Source organism: Longitalea arenae (genome assembly GCF_016924755.1).
GTDB lineage: Bacteria > Bacteroidota > Bacteroidia > Chitinophagales > Chitinophagaceae > Niastella > Niastella arenae.
Window position 1 is genome coordinate 61,867 of sequence record NZ_JAFFJX010000011.1, and the last position, 17,164, is coordinate 79,030.

17 protein-coding genes and 1 tRNA gene are annotated in these 17,164 nt (G+C 44.8%); 2 read left to right on the plus strand and 16 right to left on the minus strand.

Annotated features, from left to right (window positions below; genetic code table 11):
• Positions 1-91: 91 nt before the first annotated feature.
• The 7 genes from JT717_RS20000 to JT717_RS20030 all read right to left on the minus strand — a co-directional run bounded on the left by JT717_RS20000 (position 92) and on the right by JT717_RS20030 (position 5,317).
• A complete protein-coding gene (locus tag JT717_RS20000) occupies positions 92-769 on the minus strand; it encodes a carbonic anhydrase family protein (protein ID WP_205512814.1) in 678 nt (225 codons plus the stop codon).
• Positions 766-2,352, minus strand: a complete 1,587-nt coding sequence (locus tag JT717_RS20005) for a SulP family inorganic anion transporter (protein WP_205512815.1) — start codon at positions 2,350-2,352, stop codon at positions 766-768. Before JT717_RS20005 ends, JT717_RS20000 begins: the two co-directional genes overlap by 4 nt.
• A gap of 58 nt (positions 2,353-2,410) precedes the next feature.
• Positions 2,411-2,716 (minus strand): hypothetical protein, encoded by a 306-nt coding sequence (locus tag JT717_RS20010; RefSeq protein WP_205512816.1) that lies wholly within the window; start codon positions 2,714-2,716, stop codon positions 2,411-2,413.
• Positions 2,717-3,378: 662 nt separating this feature from the next.
• Entirely contained in the window at positions 3,379-3,828 is a 450-nt protein-coding gene (locus JT717_RS20015; protein ID WP_205512817.1) for a carboxymuconolactone decarboxylase family protein, read from the minus strand.
• 64 nt (positions 3,829-3,892) lie between these two features.
• Positions 3,893-4,543, minus strand: coding sequence for a Crp/Fnr family transcriptional regulator (locus JT717_RS20020; protein ID WP_205512818.1), 651 nt, complete (start codon positions 4,541-4,543; stop codon positions 3,893-3,895).
• A 43-nt stretch (positions 4,544-4,586) separates the two neighbouring features.
• Entirely contained in the window at positions 4,587-4,886 is a 300-nt protein-coding gene (locus JT717_RS20025; protein ID WP_205512819.1) for a hypothetical protein, read from the minus strand.
• A gap of 182 nt (positions 4,887-5,068) precedes the next feature.
• Complete coding sequence (locus JT717_RS20030) at positions 5,069-5,317, minus strand: RNA recognition motif domain-containing protein (RefSeq protein ID WP_205512820.1); 249 nt, start codon at positions 5,315-5,317, stop codon at positions 5,069-5,071.
• A gap of 305 nt (positions 5,318-5,622) precedes the next feature.
• On the opposite strand from JT717_RS20030, the gene JT717_RS20035 reads away from it, so the two are divergent.
• Positions 5,623-6,072: a cold-shock protein gene (locus tag JT717_RS20035; protein WP_205512821.1), complete on the plus strand. Its 450-nt coding sequence runs from the start codon at positions 5,623-5,625 to the stop codon at positions 6,070-6,072.
• Positions 6,073-6,680: 608 nt separating this feature from the next.
• Positions 6,681-7,412, plus strand: a complete 732-nt coding sequence (locus JT717_RS20040) for a M57 family metalloprotease (protein WP_240348292.1) — start codon at positions 6,681-6,683, stop codon at positions 7,410-7,412.
• Positions 7,413-7,524: 112 nt separating this feature from the next.
• Here the strand turns inward: JT717_RS20040 and JT717_RS20045 are convergent, their stop codons facing one another.
• From JT717_RS20045 to kdpF, 9 genes are all read right to left on the minus strand, one after another.
• Complete coding sequence (locus JT717_RS20045; protein ID WP_205512823.1) at positions 7,525-7,878, minus strand: hypothetical protein; 354 nt, start codon at positions 7,876-7,878, stop codon at positions 7,525-7,527.
• Between the two features lie 171 nt (positions 7,879-8,049).
• Positions 8,050-8,134: transfer RNA gene (locus tag JT717_RS20050), tRNA-Arg, on the minus strand.
• 272 nt (positions 8,135-8,406) lie between these two features.
• Positions 8,407-10,110 carry a sensor histidine kinase gene (locus JT717_RS20055; RefSeq protein ID WP_205512824.1) on the minus strand — a complete coding sequence of 568 codons (1,704 nt, stop codon included), beginning with the start codon at positions 10,108-10,110 and terminating at the stop codon, positions 8,407-8,409.
• Positions 10,110-11,237, minus strand: a complete 1,128-nt coding sequence (locus tag JT717_RS20060) for a sensor protein KdpD (RefSeq protein WP_205512825.1) — start codon at positions 11,235-11,237, stop codon at positions 10,110-10,112. The genes JT717_RS20055 and JT717_RS20060 overlap by 1 nt, the downstream gene beginning before the upstream one ends.
• A gap of 78 nt (positions 11,238-11,315) precedes the next feature.
• Positions 11,316-12,404, minus strand: a complete 1,089-nt coding sequence (locus tag JT717_RS20065) for a porin (protein ID WP_205512826.1) — start codon at positions 12,402-12,404, stop codon at positions 11,316-11,318.
• 30 nt (positions 12,405-12,434) lie between these two features.
• Positions 12,435-12,995: a K(+)-transporting ATPase subunit C gene (locus JT717_RS20070; RefSeq protein ID WP_205512827.1), complete on the minus strand. Its 561-nt coding sequence runs from the start codon at positions 12,993-12,995 to the stop codon at positions 12,435-12,437.
• A gap of 21 nt (positions 12,996-13,016) precedes the next feature.
• The gene (gene kdpB / locus JT717_RS20075; protein ID WP_205512828.1) at positions 13,017-15,080 is read right to left on the minus strand and encodes a potassium-transporting ATPase subunit KdpB; all 2,064 of its coding nucleotides are present in this window, start codon (positions 15,078-15,080) and stop codon (positions 13,017-13,019) included.
• 12 nt (positions 15,081-15,092) lie between these two features.
• On the minus strand, positions 15,093-16,808 hold the full coding sequence (gene kdpA, locus JT717_RS20080) for a potassium-transporting ATPase subunit KdpA (protein WP_205512829.1): 1,716 nt from the start codon (positions 16,806-16,808) through the stop codon (positions 15,093-15,095).
• Between the two features lie 13 nt (positions 16,809-16,821).
• Positions 16,822-16,902: a K(+)-transporting ATPase subunit F gene (gene kdpF, locus JT717_RS20085; RefSeq protein WP_205512918.1), complete on the minus strand. Its 81-nt coding sequence runs from the start codon at positions 16,900-16,902 to the stop codon at positions 16,822-16,824.
• Between the last annotated feature and the right edge of the window lie 262 nt (positions 16,903-17,164).

Here is a 17,164-nt window from a genome sequence, read left to right on the forward strand (position 1 = left end):
GTGAATATAGGCCTGCCTGTCCCGCTTGCGGAAAAATAAGTAAAAAGCCATAAAGAGCTGACGGTTAGCGTCTGACTCCTTATGGCTTGCCTTACCAAACCTCCTGGGTTGCATGGGATTCGGCACCTTCGTTGATGATGATGGTGTGGTCGTAGAATTGCACCTCCCCTGACGCCACATCATACATGGCTCCTGCAATGCCTATTTTACCCTGGTTAACCAGCTCCTGGATGATAGGGCTGCGTTTCAAAATCTCTTCGACGTTCCTTTCAACATTCATCCTTGCCACTTTTTCGACAAAGACCGCATTGGCGGATGTTCTGTTTTCCCGAACGCTTTGCTCGGCATCAATTACAGGTTCTATTTTCTGAAGCAGCCCGGAAAGATGCCCCAGCTTAACATGATCACATGCTCCCTTTACAGCCCCGCATTTCGTATGGCCGAGTACTACAATGAATTTCGAACCGGCTACTTTACAGGCAAACTCCATGCTTCCAAGAATATCATCGTTAACAATATTTCCGGCAATACGTATACTGAAGATATCCCCTAAACCCTGGTCAAAGATCAACTCCGCAGAGGTCCTGCTGTCGATACAACTGAGTATTACGGCGAAGGGCCATTGCCCGTCGCGGGTTTCATTAACCTGCTCGAGCAGGTTTCTGTTCACCTTTAAATTCTGCACAAAACGGCGATTGCCTTCCTGCAATATTTCCAAAGCCTGCCTGGGCGTGATGCGCTCTTGTAATTCCTTATTTAAGGTTCTCATACGTTTGCGTATTTATTTGATTGAAGAATATTGTTTGTGAAGCCTGATGTAGGTCCAGAAGTCACCGCATATGTGTTGTTAATACCATAAGATTCTTTAAAGCCCGTCAATTGACAATCAATTTGTTTTTCGGGAGCCTGTATGTCTTTGAATTCCCTGATCAATTCCAGCACATCAAAATCGATGTATTTTGCTTTGCTGGCATCGATGATCACTTTGGAATGTTTTGGCAGGTGTTGCAGCGTCATCTTGATACTTGCTTTATTCAGGAACGAAACTTCTTCTGAAAGCAGGATCCTGATGATCTCTCCGTCGTGATATGTTTCTTTATGAAAATAATAGGCGTTCTTCATATTTAAATAAAGAATGCTCGCCGCACTGGTAGCGAGGCCTAATCCCACTCCCTTAAGCAGATCGGTGGCGATCACGCCGACAACGGTCACAATAAAAGGAAGGAACTGATAGATGCCGCTGTGGTACATCTTTTTGAATATCTCAATGCGTGCGAGTTTATATCCTGTAATGATAAGGATAGCGGCTAATGCACCCAGCGGTATCATATTCAGCAGTTGGGGAACCAGCGCACAGGATGCCAGCAGCAGCACACCATGCATAATAGTAGATGCTTTGGTCTTAGCGCCTGCCTGTACGTTCGCTGAAGAACGCACGATCACACTTGTAAGAGGTAAGCCGCCGAGCAATCCAGAAACCATGTTACCGATACCTTGCGCCTTTAATTCGCGGTTTTGGCTGGTCACCCTGCGCAATGGGTCCATCTTATCTACCGCATCGATACAAAGTAATGTTTCAACAGAAGCCACTACAGCTATGGTGGCGGCTGTTATCCAAACATCTTTGTTCCATATAGATGAAAATTCGGGAAGCGCAAAGAAATTGAGGAAGTCAGTCAACGTATCGGCCACGGGCACATTTACAAGATAGCGTCCTTTAAGGGCCATTTCGGGGTAAAGAAGAATGAATGCCTGGTTCACAATAATGCCCAATATAACGGCTGCCAGGGCGCCCGGTATCAGCCTGATCTTTTTTGCCAGCTTTTTCTCCCATATAATGAGCACAAGGAAGGCCAGTAGTGTGATAATGGTTACCCCAGGATGAAAGTTTGACAACAGACCACTAAAACTATTTATCGTATTCGTGCCTTCCTGGTTGTAACCCAAGGCATGCGGAACCTGTTTCATCATTATAATAATACCGATCCCGGTAAGCATTCCTTTGATAACGCTTCCCGGAAAATAATTTGCTATACTCCCCGCTTTTAGCAGACCAAGAATAAACTGCATAGCGCCTGCAAGAAATACCGCGCAAAGAAAGACCTGGAACGATCCAAGCGTGGCAATGCCTGCCAGAACCACAGCTGTTAAACCCGCTGCGGGACCACTCACACTCAGTGATGAATTGCTTATAGACCCAATAATGATACCCCCAACTATTCCAGCTATCATGCCACTAAAAAAGGGAGCTCCTGAGGCAAGCGCGATACCCAAACACAATGGCACCGCCACAAGAAATACGACTATACTTGAAGAAATGTCGTTTCTTATTGAATTAAATACACCTTTCATGTTTTACCGTATTTATGGTCAACAAAATATAGGAAAACAGCAGGTTGATCGAGGAACCTTATGAAGATCCTTTTTCATCAGGAGGCGGGCAGGACGGCTCCTTTTCATATGAAGAAAATGAACAATAAGAATGGAAATTATAGCTGGTACTTTTGGCGGAATTATTGTATGCTATAGTGCCTCCCGGCACAATGGCAGATTGCTCCTCGAACTTTTCCTTTGCATCAAATTGCTGGCATTTGGTATCACTTTCCTCAAACGGCATGGCAAAGACGCTGTACCGGTACTCACTGTATTGAGCCCAGCATCCTGTCACCTTAATTCCTATTGACAGGAAAAACAGGACAGCGATCAACTTCTTCATGGTGGTCCGTTATAATAAGCGGCCCAACAAAAATCGTGCAAACCCGTTCGCACTTGGGTTGGTCCTTACAAAATGGCATTTCAGTGGTGGTTTTGCCATAAAAGAAGTTTGGTCCCCATCAAAGAGCCTGCTTCTAATCCGGGTTTCAGCAATCCGGGATCAAAAGCAGGATCTGGTATACTTACAAAGTGAAATGAATTGATTATCAAAATCTTCTTTGCAGCGGTTAGAATGACGGCTATATCAGCACTTTCTCTCATGGCGAGCTTAGCAGTCAATTGGACAAAGACTGCTGCCCCGCCCTGGCAAACAGCACACATACCCTAAAAACTGAAAATTTTTCACGGTGTAAAGCGAAAAGATTTCACTGTTTTGTCAAAATTACAATTGGGATTGGCATAGGAATACTGTTTGATCCGGCCCTGAAAAAGCTTATGAAAAATCAAGTTATTGAAAGCTGCCTTATGTTACTGGCAGTCTACCTTTTTGCCTGCATTTTTTCAGCCCTGATATTTATTGGCATGCTGCTGATGCCAATGGCATTTATAACCGTTTTAATACTTGCGCTGCGAGAGATCCTGATCTGGCCAATAAAGATCAGGACTGCCCGATCGGTTACCCGACGCGGACACATAGGAAAAGACATTATTTACAATTAGTTGTTAAGAGGCCACCGTTTTTGTTGAGATCCCTATGCGGTTCAGAAAGTTGATGTGGCAGATGCAGACAATGATATCCGCTATCTCCTTACTATTAAAATGCGTTTTGATCTTTTCGTAGGTGGCGTCAGCAACGCCATGAACGGAAATATGCGTTATTTCTTCGGCCATCTGAAGAACGCCTTTTTCCACATCGCTGAACAGGGGGCTTTCCTGCCAGGCTGTAAGGGCAAAGATCCTGCGGGGCGTTTCTCCCTGCTCTAAAGCTTCCAGGGTATGGTAGTCGATGCAAAAAACACATTTATTGATCTGTGAAACGCGGATCTTGATAAGCTCTATCAGGCTCCTGGGAATGGAAGAAGCATATAGCCGTTTGTCCATCGCGGCGATCTGATTCCAATACAAAGGTTCTTCTTTCCAAACATCTAAGCGGTGTTTAATAACATTAAGCATAATTGAACATTTTTGTTTACGACACAAAGCTCGTAAGCAGAAATGGAACGCTTCTTAAACTGGTTTAAGAAAGGTATTTCTTTCTGATCTCACTCAGGTATTCGGGGGTAAAACCGAGAAAAGAAGCCAACAGATACTGGGGAACACGCTGAACAAATTGAGGGAACTGCTCATAGAAGTTCCGGTATAATTCTTCTTTTGAGAACTCGTATAAAAGCCGGAATCTTATTTGAGAAGCGGCGTATGCTTTTTGAAAGACCAGATGAAAATAGGCGTTCAGTTCCGGCACCTGTTTCAGCAATTCGCGCTGGCTGTTGGCCGTAATGCACAGCACCTGGGTAGTTTCTACAGCACGAATGGAAAACTGGGCCATGGAACCGGTTTGGAAAGCCATAAAATCCGAGGTCCACCAGTTCTCCAGTGCGAAGTCGGTCGTTTGTTCCACCCCGTTCTGCTTTAAGTAATACAGGTGTACACAGCCTTTGACAATGAAGTATTTCTCATGACACCGTTGTCCTTCGCTTAGCAAAACCTCTTTCTTTCTATACGTCCGGTGCTCAAAGTAGGACTCGAGCAGGTGTATCTTTTCCGCTTCAATTGGACAGAACTTTCTGATATGGTTTGTAAGATTTTCTATCACCGCATCCTGTTTGCGGGCAAAATTATTACAGTTCCAACTAAATCCTGGTATTATTAATCCCGTTTGCCCTGCCATTGGTTTCAGAACATGTGGTGTAATGGTGGTAGCAGGCATCGCCCTACCACACCTTATCTTTGGTAGTATTCAGTGTATCCTGGAGGTACTGGTCGACCTCATTGTAAGCAGGTTGCAGATTTTGTATTCTCCTTTTGAAATCGTTATCCCAGTCGCGCAAGGCCTCTTCTATAGATGTACCGCTTCCAAAAATGCCTATTTCGGGATCAGGGCCCAGGATGCAGCAAAAACGGTCTGCTTCCCGAAAAACCATGGGCCTGAATTCTCTCACTGAGGCAGGAATATCCCCGGCATCGAAATCAATGGTAATAATATCTTCCTCTGGTACATGCATTTGTTGCATAAACAATGTTTATAATACTCGCTTCAATTTTTATGCCTTCCGAATGGAGAAAAAAAGAGTATTATAGCTGACACACCATAGAAGCGGCCCAAGCGATCACGGACATTACAACGCGGGTTGCAGATGAAATTGATTTTGCGGAGCGTATTTATTATATGCCTCTAAATCACACGATCAGGGCATTAAGAAACTAAGGCGGCGGAAGTTCTTTCTACTTTTATAAAGCAATTCATAAACCGGAAGTCATTGAGTTCTTCAATGGCTGATTGCCCTGCATTAAATTCCATTTCAACGATAGCTCTTCCTTCTGAAAAGCCGTTTTTGGTATTGATAACAAGCTGAGCCGATTTTACCAGGCCAAAAGGAAGTAAGAGTGCTACGATTTGAGAGGTAGTGGTAAATTTGTTCAAGTTGCTGATGAATAGGCGCATAGTAGATAATTTTAACTAATTATAAGAATTTGACCAGGTATGTGTATGGGAAAGAAATTCACGGCAGGATATTACACAATAAGCCATCGATTAAAGCTACGCTTAATAAAAATGAAAATCTAATTTATTATTCGTATCTTTAAACTCTTATTTTCCTCCCTGCACCTGTTTTGAATCTTCACGACACTTAGTAAGGCAAGATCATAAGCTGCTTCTGAGCAATTCATTAGTATACATAAGCGGTATAATAACCGTCGGTTACGTAAACAATATTCCTGCTATGCAGGACGCATTAAATATTTATTATGGCAAGATCCCAGGATACATTCGCAAAAAGAGAGCGCGAAAAACAGCGACAAAAAAAACAAGAGGACAAAAGACAGAAAATGAAAGAAAGGAAGGCCAATGAAAAAAGCAAAGGCCTCGAAGACATGATGGCCTATCTTGACGAAAACGGCAATCTTACTGACAGACCTCCAGATCCAAGGAAAAAGAAAACATTCCGCCAGGAAGACATGGTTATCGGTGTACCAAAAGCCGAAGACAGAGTGGCAGATCTGCCACGGCAAGGCACAGTTTCCTTTTTTAATACCCAGAAAGGTTTTGGTTTTATCGTTGACGCCGAAACACGCGAAAGAATATTTGTTCATGCCAATGATCTTTCCTCGCCCATCCAGGAGAATGACAAGGTAACATTCATGGTACAGCATGGGCCGAAAGGGCTGATGGCAACGGATGTTGTGCATGTTAAATAACAGCCTCGTTGCGCCGTCCTTGTAAAAAACACCGTCCGCCAACTGGCGGACAGTCTTTTATTCCCAAAGACGTATAAAAATCTTTCTCAACGTATACCAATGAACGACCTGCATGATCCGTCGTTCATTCCCCCAGCAGCGATCGTTACCAAACCAATTCCAAATTGATTCACTTCATAGTTCTCAGCTACGCTCCATCCTCCCGGAGAGAAGTTGCTTGCACTGTGGGCAGATGCCATGGGCTTCCCTGCATTCAAAGAAGTCAGCCGCGATTTAGCCAGATCTTAATCCGCTTTTACAACACTTATACGAAGGCCGTCGGCCAACTGGAAGTGGCCATCCTGTTGCGCCATTTCTTGATCCTGCTGAAGTGGTTCCGCCGGTTTTCCGGGGTTAAACCTTGTTTTACCTTTGGATGTGCGCATTGGCGTTTCAACATTCACGTTAACTAGTACCCGATAAGTGAAAAGCGGTTAAAAAAGATTTCTAAATGTGTGAAATTTGGTGAATGACTTGCTCGTCAAAATTGGTAATTTTATTCTATTACCAACCATTTAAAACCTTACAGTATGATTACAAATCACATGAGAGAATTGAAAACCAATTCTATGCTTTTCCTAACCGCAACTTTACTACTGATCGCTTCCTGCTCTAAAAAATCTGTACAAACTGAAGACCCAGCCAATCAGGCGAACACGGAAGAAATTATCAGTTATCTTGCCAGCCAGGGATTTGACCAACAGCAGATCGTATTCGAGAACGACCGGGTTATTGTAGAAAAAGACATTATTTTAAGTTTTCCCGAGTTGGAACAACGGATTGCCGAATGGAAGAGCGTTGCAACAGAACAGCGCCGGCACAATTACATCGTTAGCAATTCGTACAACAGCAACATTACCATTTACATCGATCCTGCCGTTCCATCTAATTGGAGAACTGCGATTCAGGGTGCTGTAAATAACTGGAATGCAGTTCCCTCATCGAGATTGGGCATGTCCATCGTATCCAGTCAGTCAGGTGCGCATTGCCGGGTATTTATGGGGTATGAGGCTGCCAATTGGATTGCCAGGGCTTATCTGCCTTCTTCCAGCGGCCGGCCGGGTGTAAGCGTGGAGATCAACTCCAATTACAACAGCCTGGCAGCAAGCCAGAAACTGTTTGCCATTACACACGAATTTGGTCACACCATTGGGTTCCACCACACCAATCAAACTTCGGGCATACACATTCCGGGTACGCCCACCTCAGATCCAAACTCAGTGATGAACTCATTTGTTCTTCCCTGGAATGGATTCACGTCCGCCGATGTGCTGGCTACACAGATCCTGTATCCGCAATAATGCAGTTAATTCACTAAAAAAGGAAAGCTGTCCTTGGATGGCTTTCCTTTTTTTATTTGCTGGCCTGTCGGCTTACATGCTAAAGTTATTTTGCAGCCCAATGAGCAGACCGCTAATATTCCTGAAAATCGTAGTAAGAAACATTACTGCTGCCGGTTGGCCAAACCTGTACATAGGTATTTGCATTATCTACGGCATTACAATAAACGGGGGTAGACGGGGTAAGGAACGCATATCCATGTGCGGAATATACCGTGTAATTGCCGGAAGAAATATACAGGTAATTGCCCGACCAGCTTAAGCCCGGAACAGGACCATTGCCAAAAGCATATATGAAATTCCAGGCAAAAGCCGGCGCATGCGTGCCCTTTGCGGTATGAGAAGGGCTGAATGAGGAAGTGGCTTTGAAGCTAAAGCCACAGCTAAGAATAACGGCAGCAGTCAAAAGGAAAGTCCTCTGTGTCATTAGATAAATTTTAAATGGTTAATGTGAATAAACTATTTAAAAGTTATCGAAACTTCCCTAAAGCACTTTGTCAATACGTATCATTTTGTTGCCTATTTGTTTCATTTGATCAAAAACAAAAATGGGCCGGATAGATATCCAGCCCGTTCTCATCAGTATCTACTTATATTGCGGAGAGAGAAGGATTCGAACCCCCGGACCTGTTACGGTCAACGGTCTAGAAGACCGCCGCATTCGGCCACTCTGCCATCTCTCCAGGTGGTGTGTGGCGGTTCCATCCCACCACACACGCAACTCTTAATGAGTAACCAACCATTATGAAATTACATTATATTTCTCTATCAAATCAATGACAGTCATCAGCGTTTAAGATGATCCTGGGCAAGGTTTTCATTGGCGGATCCTTATAAATTACACAGTTCAGGCAAATGAATAATTGCTGTTTAAACCTTACCGTCTTTTGCCTTATTTAAGGTTCTCATACGTGCGTCTTGATTTGATGAACAACATTATTTGAAGGCTAGAACTCTATTTTACCACCTTAAACCGACAAAAAAAGTAACTGCCCCTGCCCGGCTTTGATTCTACACCAATTTCGCCATCCATCGCCTCTGTAAAATCCTTGCTGATGGCCAAACCCAACCCAGTGCCTTTTTTTTCATGAATGCCTGGCACGCGGTAAAACCGGTCGAAGATCTTTTGCTGTAAGGAGAAGTCGATACCAATCCCAAAGTCCTGCACACCCAGCTCAATGTGCTGTTCGTCCCGCTTATGGGCTTTTATGATTACCTGATCGTTCCGGGCTGAATAGCGGATGGCATTGGTAAGAAAGTTATTGATGATCCAGCTTGCTTTTTCTGCATCGGCCAGCATGGCTGGCAAGTTGTCTGAGACCTCTTGCTTAATATGAATATTCTTTTCTTTGGCGGCATTCTGTACGGCGGCCAATGCTTTACTGATAATATCTGTTATTACCACCGGCTGCAGGTTCAATTGTATTTTACCGCTTTCTACCTGCGACAGATCAAGTAATTCGCTAAGGATGCGCAAGAGCCGCTGGTTATCTTCCTTCAGGCTCTGCACCAGTTCCTTTTGTTCTGTGGTCAATGTGCCGATGCGCTCATCTTCCAGCAGGCGCAGACTGAAATCGGAAGAAGCCAGTGGCGTTTTCAGTTCATGCGAGATGGTAGCTATAAAATTGGTCTTTGCCACATCGAGTTCTTTATAAGGCGTTATGTTCTTCAATACTATCACGTGGCCTGTCGTCTGTTCTTCCTGCTTAATTTCAATCTGTTCCTTAGTAAAATAATTCTCCCTATCGTTCACCACGATCTTGAAGGGCATGGCGTTTTCTTCCTTTGTAAGGAAAGAGAAAAGGTCGTTGCGCTGTTGAACATCCTCTTCTTTTCTACCTATGATATCTGCTTCCTTTACATTCAAGAGCTGCAAAGCCTGTTGATTCGCAAACAATACAATGCCGCTTTTATCAATGCCGATACTGGCATCCTTCAAAGAGTTAATAACGGTCTCGGCCCGCTGTTTTTCAAACATGATCCTGGCCAGGTTGCTATGCTCGTATTCATTCAATTGTTCGGCCATATCGTTAAAAGCTTTGGCGAGGTCGCCGAACTCATCCTTGCGGTCGAGGTGAATACGCTGGCTGTAATCTTTGTTGGCAATGGCCTGAATACCTTCGGTGAGCTTTGAAATGGGATTGGCGATCAAGCCGGGAAAATTTACCATGAAGGTAAAACCGATCAAGAGGCACATAGTAATGATCATGGTGATGATCACTTTGGCATTTTCTATCGCTTGCTGTGAGGTCGCATTCTTTTCGCTGATGGCATCCAGGTTGATCCGGATAACGCTGTTGACGTTTTTCTGCAGGGCAATTTTCAGCCCCATAGAATCGTCGTGCTGCAGGAATTGGTTGTAATCATGACGCAGGGCGCTGGTGACCGTCGTTTCGCCATACTCGGTAATATTGTTTTCCTGGGCAGCCAGGTTCTGCTCAAATATTGTCCGGGCACTATCCCGCTCTTTTTCCCAGGTGTTTAATGCATCAAGCATCTTGCGGCCATACGCTACGCTTTCATAATTATCTTTTAGCAGATCGCTCGACTCAGTACTGATCTTGTTGAAATAATAAAAACTTACCCCGCCTACCAGCAGCAGGAGCACAAACAGGAAACCAACACCCAGGGCCAGTTTTGTTTTAAGTTTGATTGCCATCACGATAATATAATTATATCAAGATCCTTTACCGATAAGGTTTTTAACAATTGGTTGAACAGGTTGGTCTTCAAAATTACCTGAAATAAGTTCAAATGCGGTTTGCCAATACAAATGGTGGTTATCTTCTTATCAATAGCGGTTCGAATGATCTCGTTTGAAATACTTTTGCTTTTGACCTGAATCACTTCGGCCCCCAATTCTGTGGCTAATTTTAAATTGTTTATGAGGTGCCGCTGGGCAGCGAGCGGAATTTTATCCAGCTCTTCTTTAGGCGTTTGTACGTACAGCACAAACCAGTCGGCATTGTAGTAAGATGCCAGGCGACCTGTTTTCCTTATAATGCGTTGCGCCGTTTCATGGGAAGAAGAAATGCAGGCCAGGAACCGCTCGTGTCGCCATGTTTTGTTCTTAATGACCGTATAATCTACTTTTCGTTCCACCTGGCCTGCTACTTCTTTAAGGGCCAGCTCGCGCAATTGAAGTATTTTTTCGGGTTGAAAGAAGTTTGTCAGTGCCTGCTGCACTTTGTGGTGGTCATAAATCTTTCCTTCCTGCAGGCGGGTGATCAGCTCCTGTGCCGTAAGGTCGATATTCACCACTTCATCGGCCATCTGCAAAAGCTTGTCCGGCACCCTTTCCTTTACTTCAAGGCCTGTTATTTGTTTCACATTATCATTGATACTTTCAAGATGCTGAATATTAATGGCTGTGATCACATCAATACCTGCATCCAGGATCTCGATCACATCCTGCCAGCGCTTTTCATTTTTGCTGCCGGGAATATTACTGTGCGCCAGCTCATCCACGATCACCACGTCAGGATGTAACAGCAAAACCGCCTGCACATCCAGTTCATCCAATTGCTTTCCTTTGTAAAAGACCTGCCGCCGTGGGATCAGTGGCAGGCCTTCTATCAATGCATGCGTTTCTTTACGATTATGGGTCTCCACATAACCGACCTTTATATTTACCCCTTTACGCAGCAGATCGTGTGCTTCCTGCAACATCCGGTAGGTTTTTCCCACACCGGCGCTCATACCAATGTAGATCTTCAGTTTGCCGCGTGACAGCTTATTGGCCATCTTAAGGAAAGGCTGAACCTGTTGGTCTTTATCGTTGGGCATGCTCGTATTTTTAGAGGCCATTGAGATGTGCCGGAATTCCGCTTGCTCACCACGAATAGCATGGCACAGCTTCCTTAATTAAAAGCTCACTGCCGCTGAAAAAGTTACAGCAGTATTGGCGCCCGTAAGGCTTTCATTACTTTTTAAAAAGATCTCGTCTTTGCTGTTGAACATTTTTCCTTCAATACGCAGGGCAATGTACTTTGCCGGCTGGTAATCAACGTTGGCTGAAAAACCAGCCGTTTTAAAACCATTCGGTGTGCCGGTTTTAACAATGACACCATTTTCATCGCTATAATACTCACCGCGAACGGCAAAAGCCCAGTGATCAACCGGTGTATACCGCAGAATAGCCAATGGTGAGTACCAGGTATTCATATTGCTTTCACCCTTAGTCTTTTGTTCCTGTCCAACATCGAAACCAAGGGTCAATCCAATTTGATCGGTCAACTGAAAGATCCCATACAGGTTATGAAAATACCTCCAAAGCCTGGCACTGTCTGGTTTATCGGTTCCTAAAAAGCTGCTATAGTTCAGGGTCAGTTTGTCGGTTGGTTTGAATTGCACCTGCGTTCCCCAGTTCATCAATGAATTACCCGCCACCCGTTGAATTCGTTGCCAGCCATTCAGTGCAAGTACGCTGAACGACCATTTGCCATTATCTGTTCCATAGGTAAGTTTTGCACCGCTTTCGTAATAGGGAGAAGTTTCAGCTACCAGGCTCCTAGTCAGCGCCCAGCAATCTTTACTAATGGCGCTTTCAAAACCAATATGCGACGGCATGATACCCATATCGAGCCATAGATTTTTGGTACGGCTTAGTTTATAGCCTACATTTGCTTCAAATACATTTTTTAATACCCCCGGTTCAGCAGCATAGTTTGCATTCATGTATGTTCCCACCGCCAGGGCAATATTGGCTCTTATACGTTCAGCAGTATAATTTCCCCTAACAAACGCAAGGTTCACATTGAATTCATTGCTGCGGTTATGACTGTAAATAAAGCCCGGCCGGTTGTGATCTTTCGGTTTTGCAAAATCATAACTATAATATACTTCTGCATAGCCACTAAAACTTACCTGTCCTTTGTTTTCGCTTTTTGTAGTATCCTGTGCAAATCCCGCAGCTGCATACAATAAAGCAGCTACCATTAAAATTCTTTTCATCTTTGTTGTTTCAGTTATTTATTTTACAAGCTATCTAAGCTCTTCCAAAGCTACATTCAATTTCAAAACGTTCACCTTAGAAGGGCCTAAGATTCCCAGTAATGGTTTTTCCACATGCGCATCTACAAGCGACTTCAGCTTCGCTTCAGACAACCCTCGAACGGCGGCCACCCGTTTCACCTGCACGTAAGCGGAGGCCGGTGAAATATCCGGGTCAAGACCGCTTCCGGAAGCTGTTACCAATTCTGCAGGTACCTCTCCCCTTTTTATTCCAGGGTTATGTACCAAAAAACTGTCGATCCTGTCCTCCACGGTTTCCAGGTAGCGGGGATTGGTTGGCCCTTTGTTGGAACCGGCAGATCCGGCAGCATTATAATCTACCGCAGAAGGACGGCTCCAAAAGTATTTATCCGCGGTGAATTTCTGTCCAACATTGGCATAACCTACTACCTTTCCTTTCACCGTAATTATTTCACCTTTACCGCGGCCTGGCGCCAGTTTACCAACGAGCGCAACGGTCAGCGGGAACAAGCCTGCGCAAATGATGATCAAAATAAGAGTGAGCTTTATAGAGACCAGAAATATTTTCATAATTACGTTATTATTTAATTTTTAAATAAACAGTCCCAGTAACATATCGATGAGTTTGATGCCGATGAAAGGTACTATCAGGCCACCTGCACCATAGATCAACAGGTTGCGGCGCAACAAGGCGCTGGCGCCAACCGGCTTATAGGCGACTCCTTTCAGTGCCAGCGGTATCAGCATTGGAATAATAACAGCATTAAAAATGATCGCTGAAAGAATGGCCGACTGCGGGCTTTTCAAACCCATGATATTCAAATGTTGCAGGGCCGGGATAGAAGCAATGAACAATGCCGGAACAATAGCGAAATATTTAGCCACGTCATTGGCGATGGAAAACGTAGTTAAGGTACCCCTGGTGATCAGCAATTGTTTACCGATCTCCACTACTTCAATCAGTTTGGTAGGGTCATTATCAAGGTCTACCATGTTGCCGGCTTCCCTGGCAGCCTGAGTACCACTGTTCATGGCTACGCCTACATCAGCCTGTGCCAGTGCCGGAGCATCATTGGTTCCGTCTCCCATCATGGCAACCAGTTTGCCGGCAGCCTGTTCTTTACGGATGTAGTTCATTTTATCATCCGGTTTTGCCCCGGCAATAAAATCATCTACACCGGCTTTACTGGCAATGTATTTTGCGGTCAGTTCATTATCTCCGGTAACCATCACCGTTTTCACGCCCATTTTACGCAGGCGCTCAAACCTTTCCTGGATGCCCGGCTTAATAATATCCTGCAATTCTATAACCCCTTTGATTTCGTTATTGACTGCCACCACCAGCGGGGTACCACCGGCACCCGAGATCAGTTTTACCCGTTCTTCGATTGCTGCAGGTACTATATAACCGGCTGCAGTCGTCATATGTCGAATAGCGTCAAAAGCGCCTTTTCGGATCCTGGTGCCATTGGCCAGGTTCAGCCCGCTGCTTCTTGTTTCGGCAGTGAATTTCACAAAGGTGGCATCGCTTTCTGAACGCAGGTTCGGGATGGCGGCGCCTTTTCTTTGCGCCAGTTCAATAATCGATCTTCCTTCAGGTGTTTCATCAGCAAGCGAAGCATACACTACCAGGTCGATAAACGCCTTTTCGCTTACGCCGTCGGCACTGTAAAAGTTCGTAGCTTTCCGGTTACCAATGGTAATGGTACCCGTTTTATCGAGCAGCAACACATCCACATCACCGGCTGTCTCAACGGCCTTACCGCTTTTGGAGATCACATTCGCCCGCAAAGCCCGATCCATTCCCGCAATACCAATGGCCGATAACAGACCACCGATAGTGGTAGGTATCAAACAAACGAACAGTGAAATAAAGGCCGCTATGGTGATCGGCGTATTGGCGTAATCGGCAAAGGGTTTCAGGGTCACACACACGATAATGAAGATGAGGGTGAACGCCGCCAGCAGGATCGTCAATGCGATTTCATTAGGCGTTTTCTGCCGGCTGGCGCCTTCAACGAGTGCGATCATTTTATCGAGGAATGTTTCACCAGGATGAGTAGTTACCGCAACGACGATACGGTCGCTGAGTACCTTCGTACCGCCGGTTACAGACGATTTATCGCCACCGGCCTCCCGGATCACAGGAGCCGATTCACCGGTAATGGCCGATTCATCAATAGTCGCAATACCCTCAATGACCTCGCCATCCATAGGGATCACATCGCCAGATTCACATACAAACCGGTCACCTAAGCGCAACTGCGAGGAAGGCACTATTTTTATTTCATTTACAAAGATGTCACCAGGAGCCATCACTTTTTTGGCGGGTGTTTCTTCTCTTGTTTTGCGCAGGCTTTCAGCCTGGGCTTTACCTCTTGCTTCCGCCAGCGCTTCAGCGAAGTTGGCAAACAGTACGGTTATAAAAAGAATTACAAATATTACTATATTATACCAAAGCGCACCTTGCGTTATATCATGTGTCGCCAGCTGCCAGATGACCACGGCCAGCATTACAAATGTGCCGATCTCTACGGTGAACATGACCGGGTTCTTTACCATTAGCCGGGGACTCAATTTTACAAAGGATTGTTTGATGGCGGTATTCACCAAAGCAGGTTCAAACAATTTTATTTCGCGTTTTCTTTTTAACATATTCAGTTCAGCTTATTTTATCGAGAAATATTCTGCCAGCGGACCCAGCGCCAAGGCTGGGAAGAACGACAGTGCATTTACCACCACAATGATCGCAAGGGTCATTGCGCCAAACGTAATAGAATCGGTTCGCAGGGTACCGGGCGATTCAGGTATGAATTTCTTATTGGCCAGTAAACCCGCAATGGCGACCGGTCCGATGATGGGTATATAACGAGCAAGTATCAATACAAAACCCGTGGTAACGTTCCAGAAAATATTATTGTCGCTCAACCCTTCAAAACCGCTTCCGTTGTTGGCATTGGCTGAAGTAAATTCATACAACATCTCGGAAAAACCATGATAGGATGGATTATTCAACCAGGCCGAAGGGTTTACCGACCAGGCCAGGTCAGGGTGGTGCGCCGCCATATATGCTGCCATTGCGGTTCCAGCTTTAACCAGGAAAGCCGTTAACAACCATACCAGCGTGGCAATTTTCACCTCCCTTGCTTCTACTTTATGGCCCATGAATTCGGGGGTACGGCCTACCATCAATCCGGAAATGAACACGGCGATGATGATGAAGATATAATAGTTCAACAAGCCCACACCTACACCGCCATACAGGGCATTGATCATCATGTCGAGCAATAGGATGCCACCCGATAGCGGCGTCAGACTATCGTGCATACCATTCACTGAGCCATTCGAGGAAGAAGTGGTGACCACGCTCCATAAAGCCGTTGCGGCTGAACCAAACCGGATCTCCTTTCCTTCCATACTGCCTATATGCTGGGCGATGCCCATTTTATCGATGGCCGGATTGCCCTTTGTTTCAAAATATACATTGAGGCCAATGAACAGCACACACAAAAATGTCATTACGCCAAATATTACATAGGCCAGTTTTTTGCGGTTGATATAAAATCCAAGCGCAAATACCAGCGCCATTGGAGTGAGGATAATGGCAATGGTTTCAATAATGTTGGTAAAGTAGTTGGGGTTCTCCAACGGATGCGCTGAGTTTGCGCCAAACCATCCACCCCCATTTGTTCCTAATTGTTTAATAGCGATCATACCGGCTGCAGGTCCGCGTGATACCTGCACGGTATCGCCCTGCAGTGTAGTAATGGTATCCTTTCCATCGAAGCCGGATGGTGTACCATTAAATGCCAGTATAATACCCATTACCAGCGATAATGGCAACAATATGCGTGTAATTGATCTTACAAGAATGGCCCAGAAATTACCCAGGTTATCGGTGTTTTTATCTTTCAGTCCATTGAAGACCGCCACCAGCGCAGCAATGCCGGTAGCAGCGCTTACAAATTGCAGAAATGTTACAACAAACAACTGGGTGAAATACGTTAACCCGGTTTCGCCGGAATAATGCTGCAGGTTACAGTTGACCAGGAAACTGATAGCGGTGTTAAACGCCAGATCGGGTGTTTGGCCCGGATTGCCATCAGGGTTCAGCGGCAATTTGTTCTGGAAAATGAGGGCAAAGAATGCATACACAAACCACAGCATGTTAATGCTGAGCATGGCTTTCAGGAACTGTTTCCAGTTCATGCCTTCCGCAGGATCTACACCGCTGAAGCGAAAGATCAGTCGTTCCAAGGGATTCATAAAATCGGTGATGGTGCGTTCACCTTTAAATACTTTGGCAATATATTTTCCCAGCGGAAAAGCCAGTAATACCGACAGAAAGAATGTAATGATTACACCAAATAGTTCTGTATTCATGTGTAAGAGCTTGTCAAAATTTTTCGGGTTTGATTAATACATACAACAGGTAACCAAAAACCGCAATTGATAGAATGAATAATGCGTTGATCATGATCTTATATTTTTTCAAAAAAATCAATGGATTTAAAAAACAGGTAAAAGCAAATGAGTCCGGATAAAAAAAGGATCAGCGTTAGCATTGTTTTACATTTTGTACATAGGAAAAGCCAACCAGATGCCAGTCCTGCAAAAAAATGAAGCGAATGCAACAAAGACCTAATAAACAGGGAGATATAAAAGATGCCGAACGGGCGTTCGATTTATAGAATAATTAAAACCCTTTCATTTTGAAAGGGTGCTTTTTCAAAATGAAA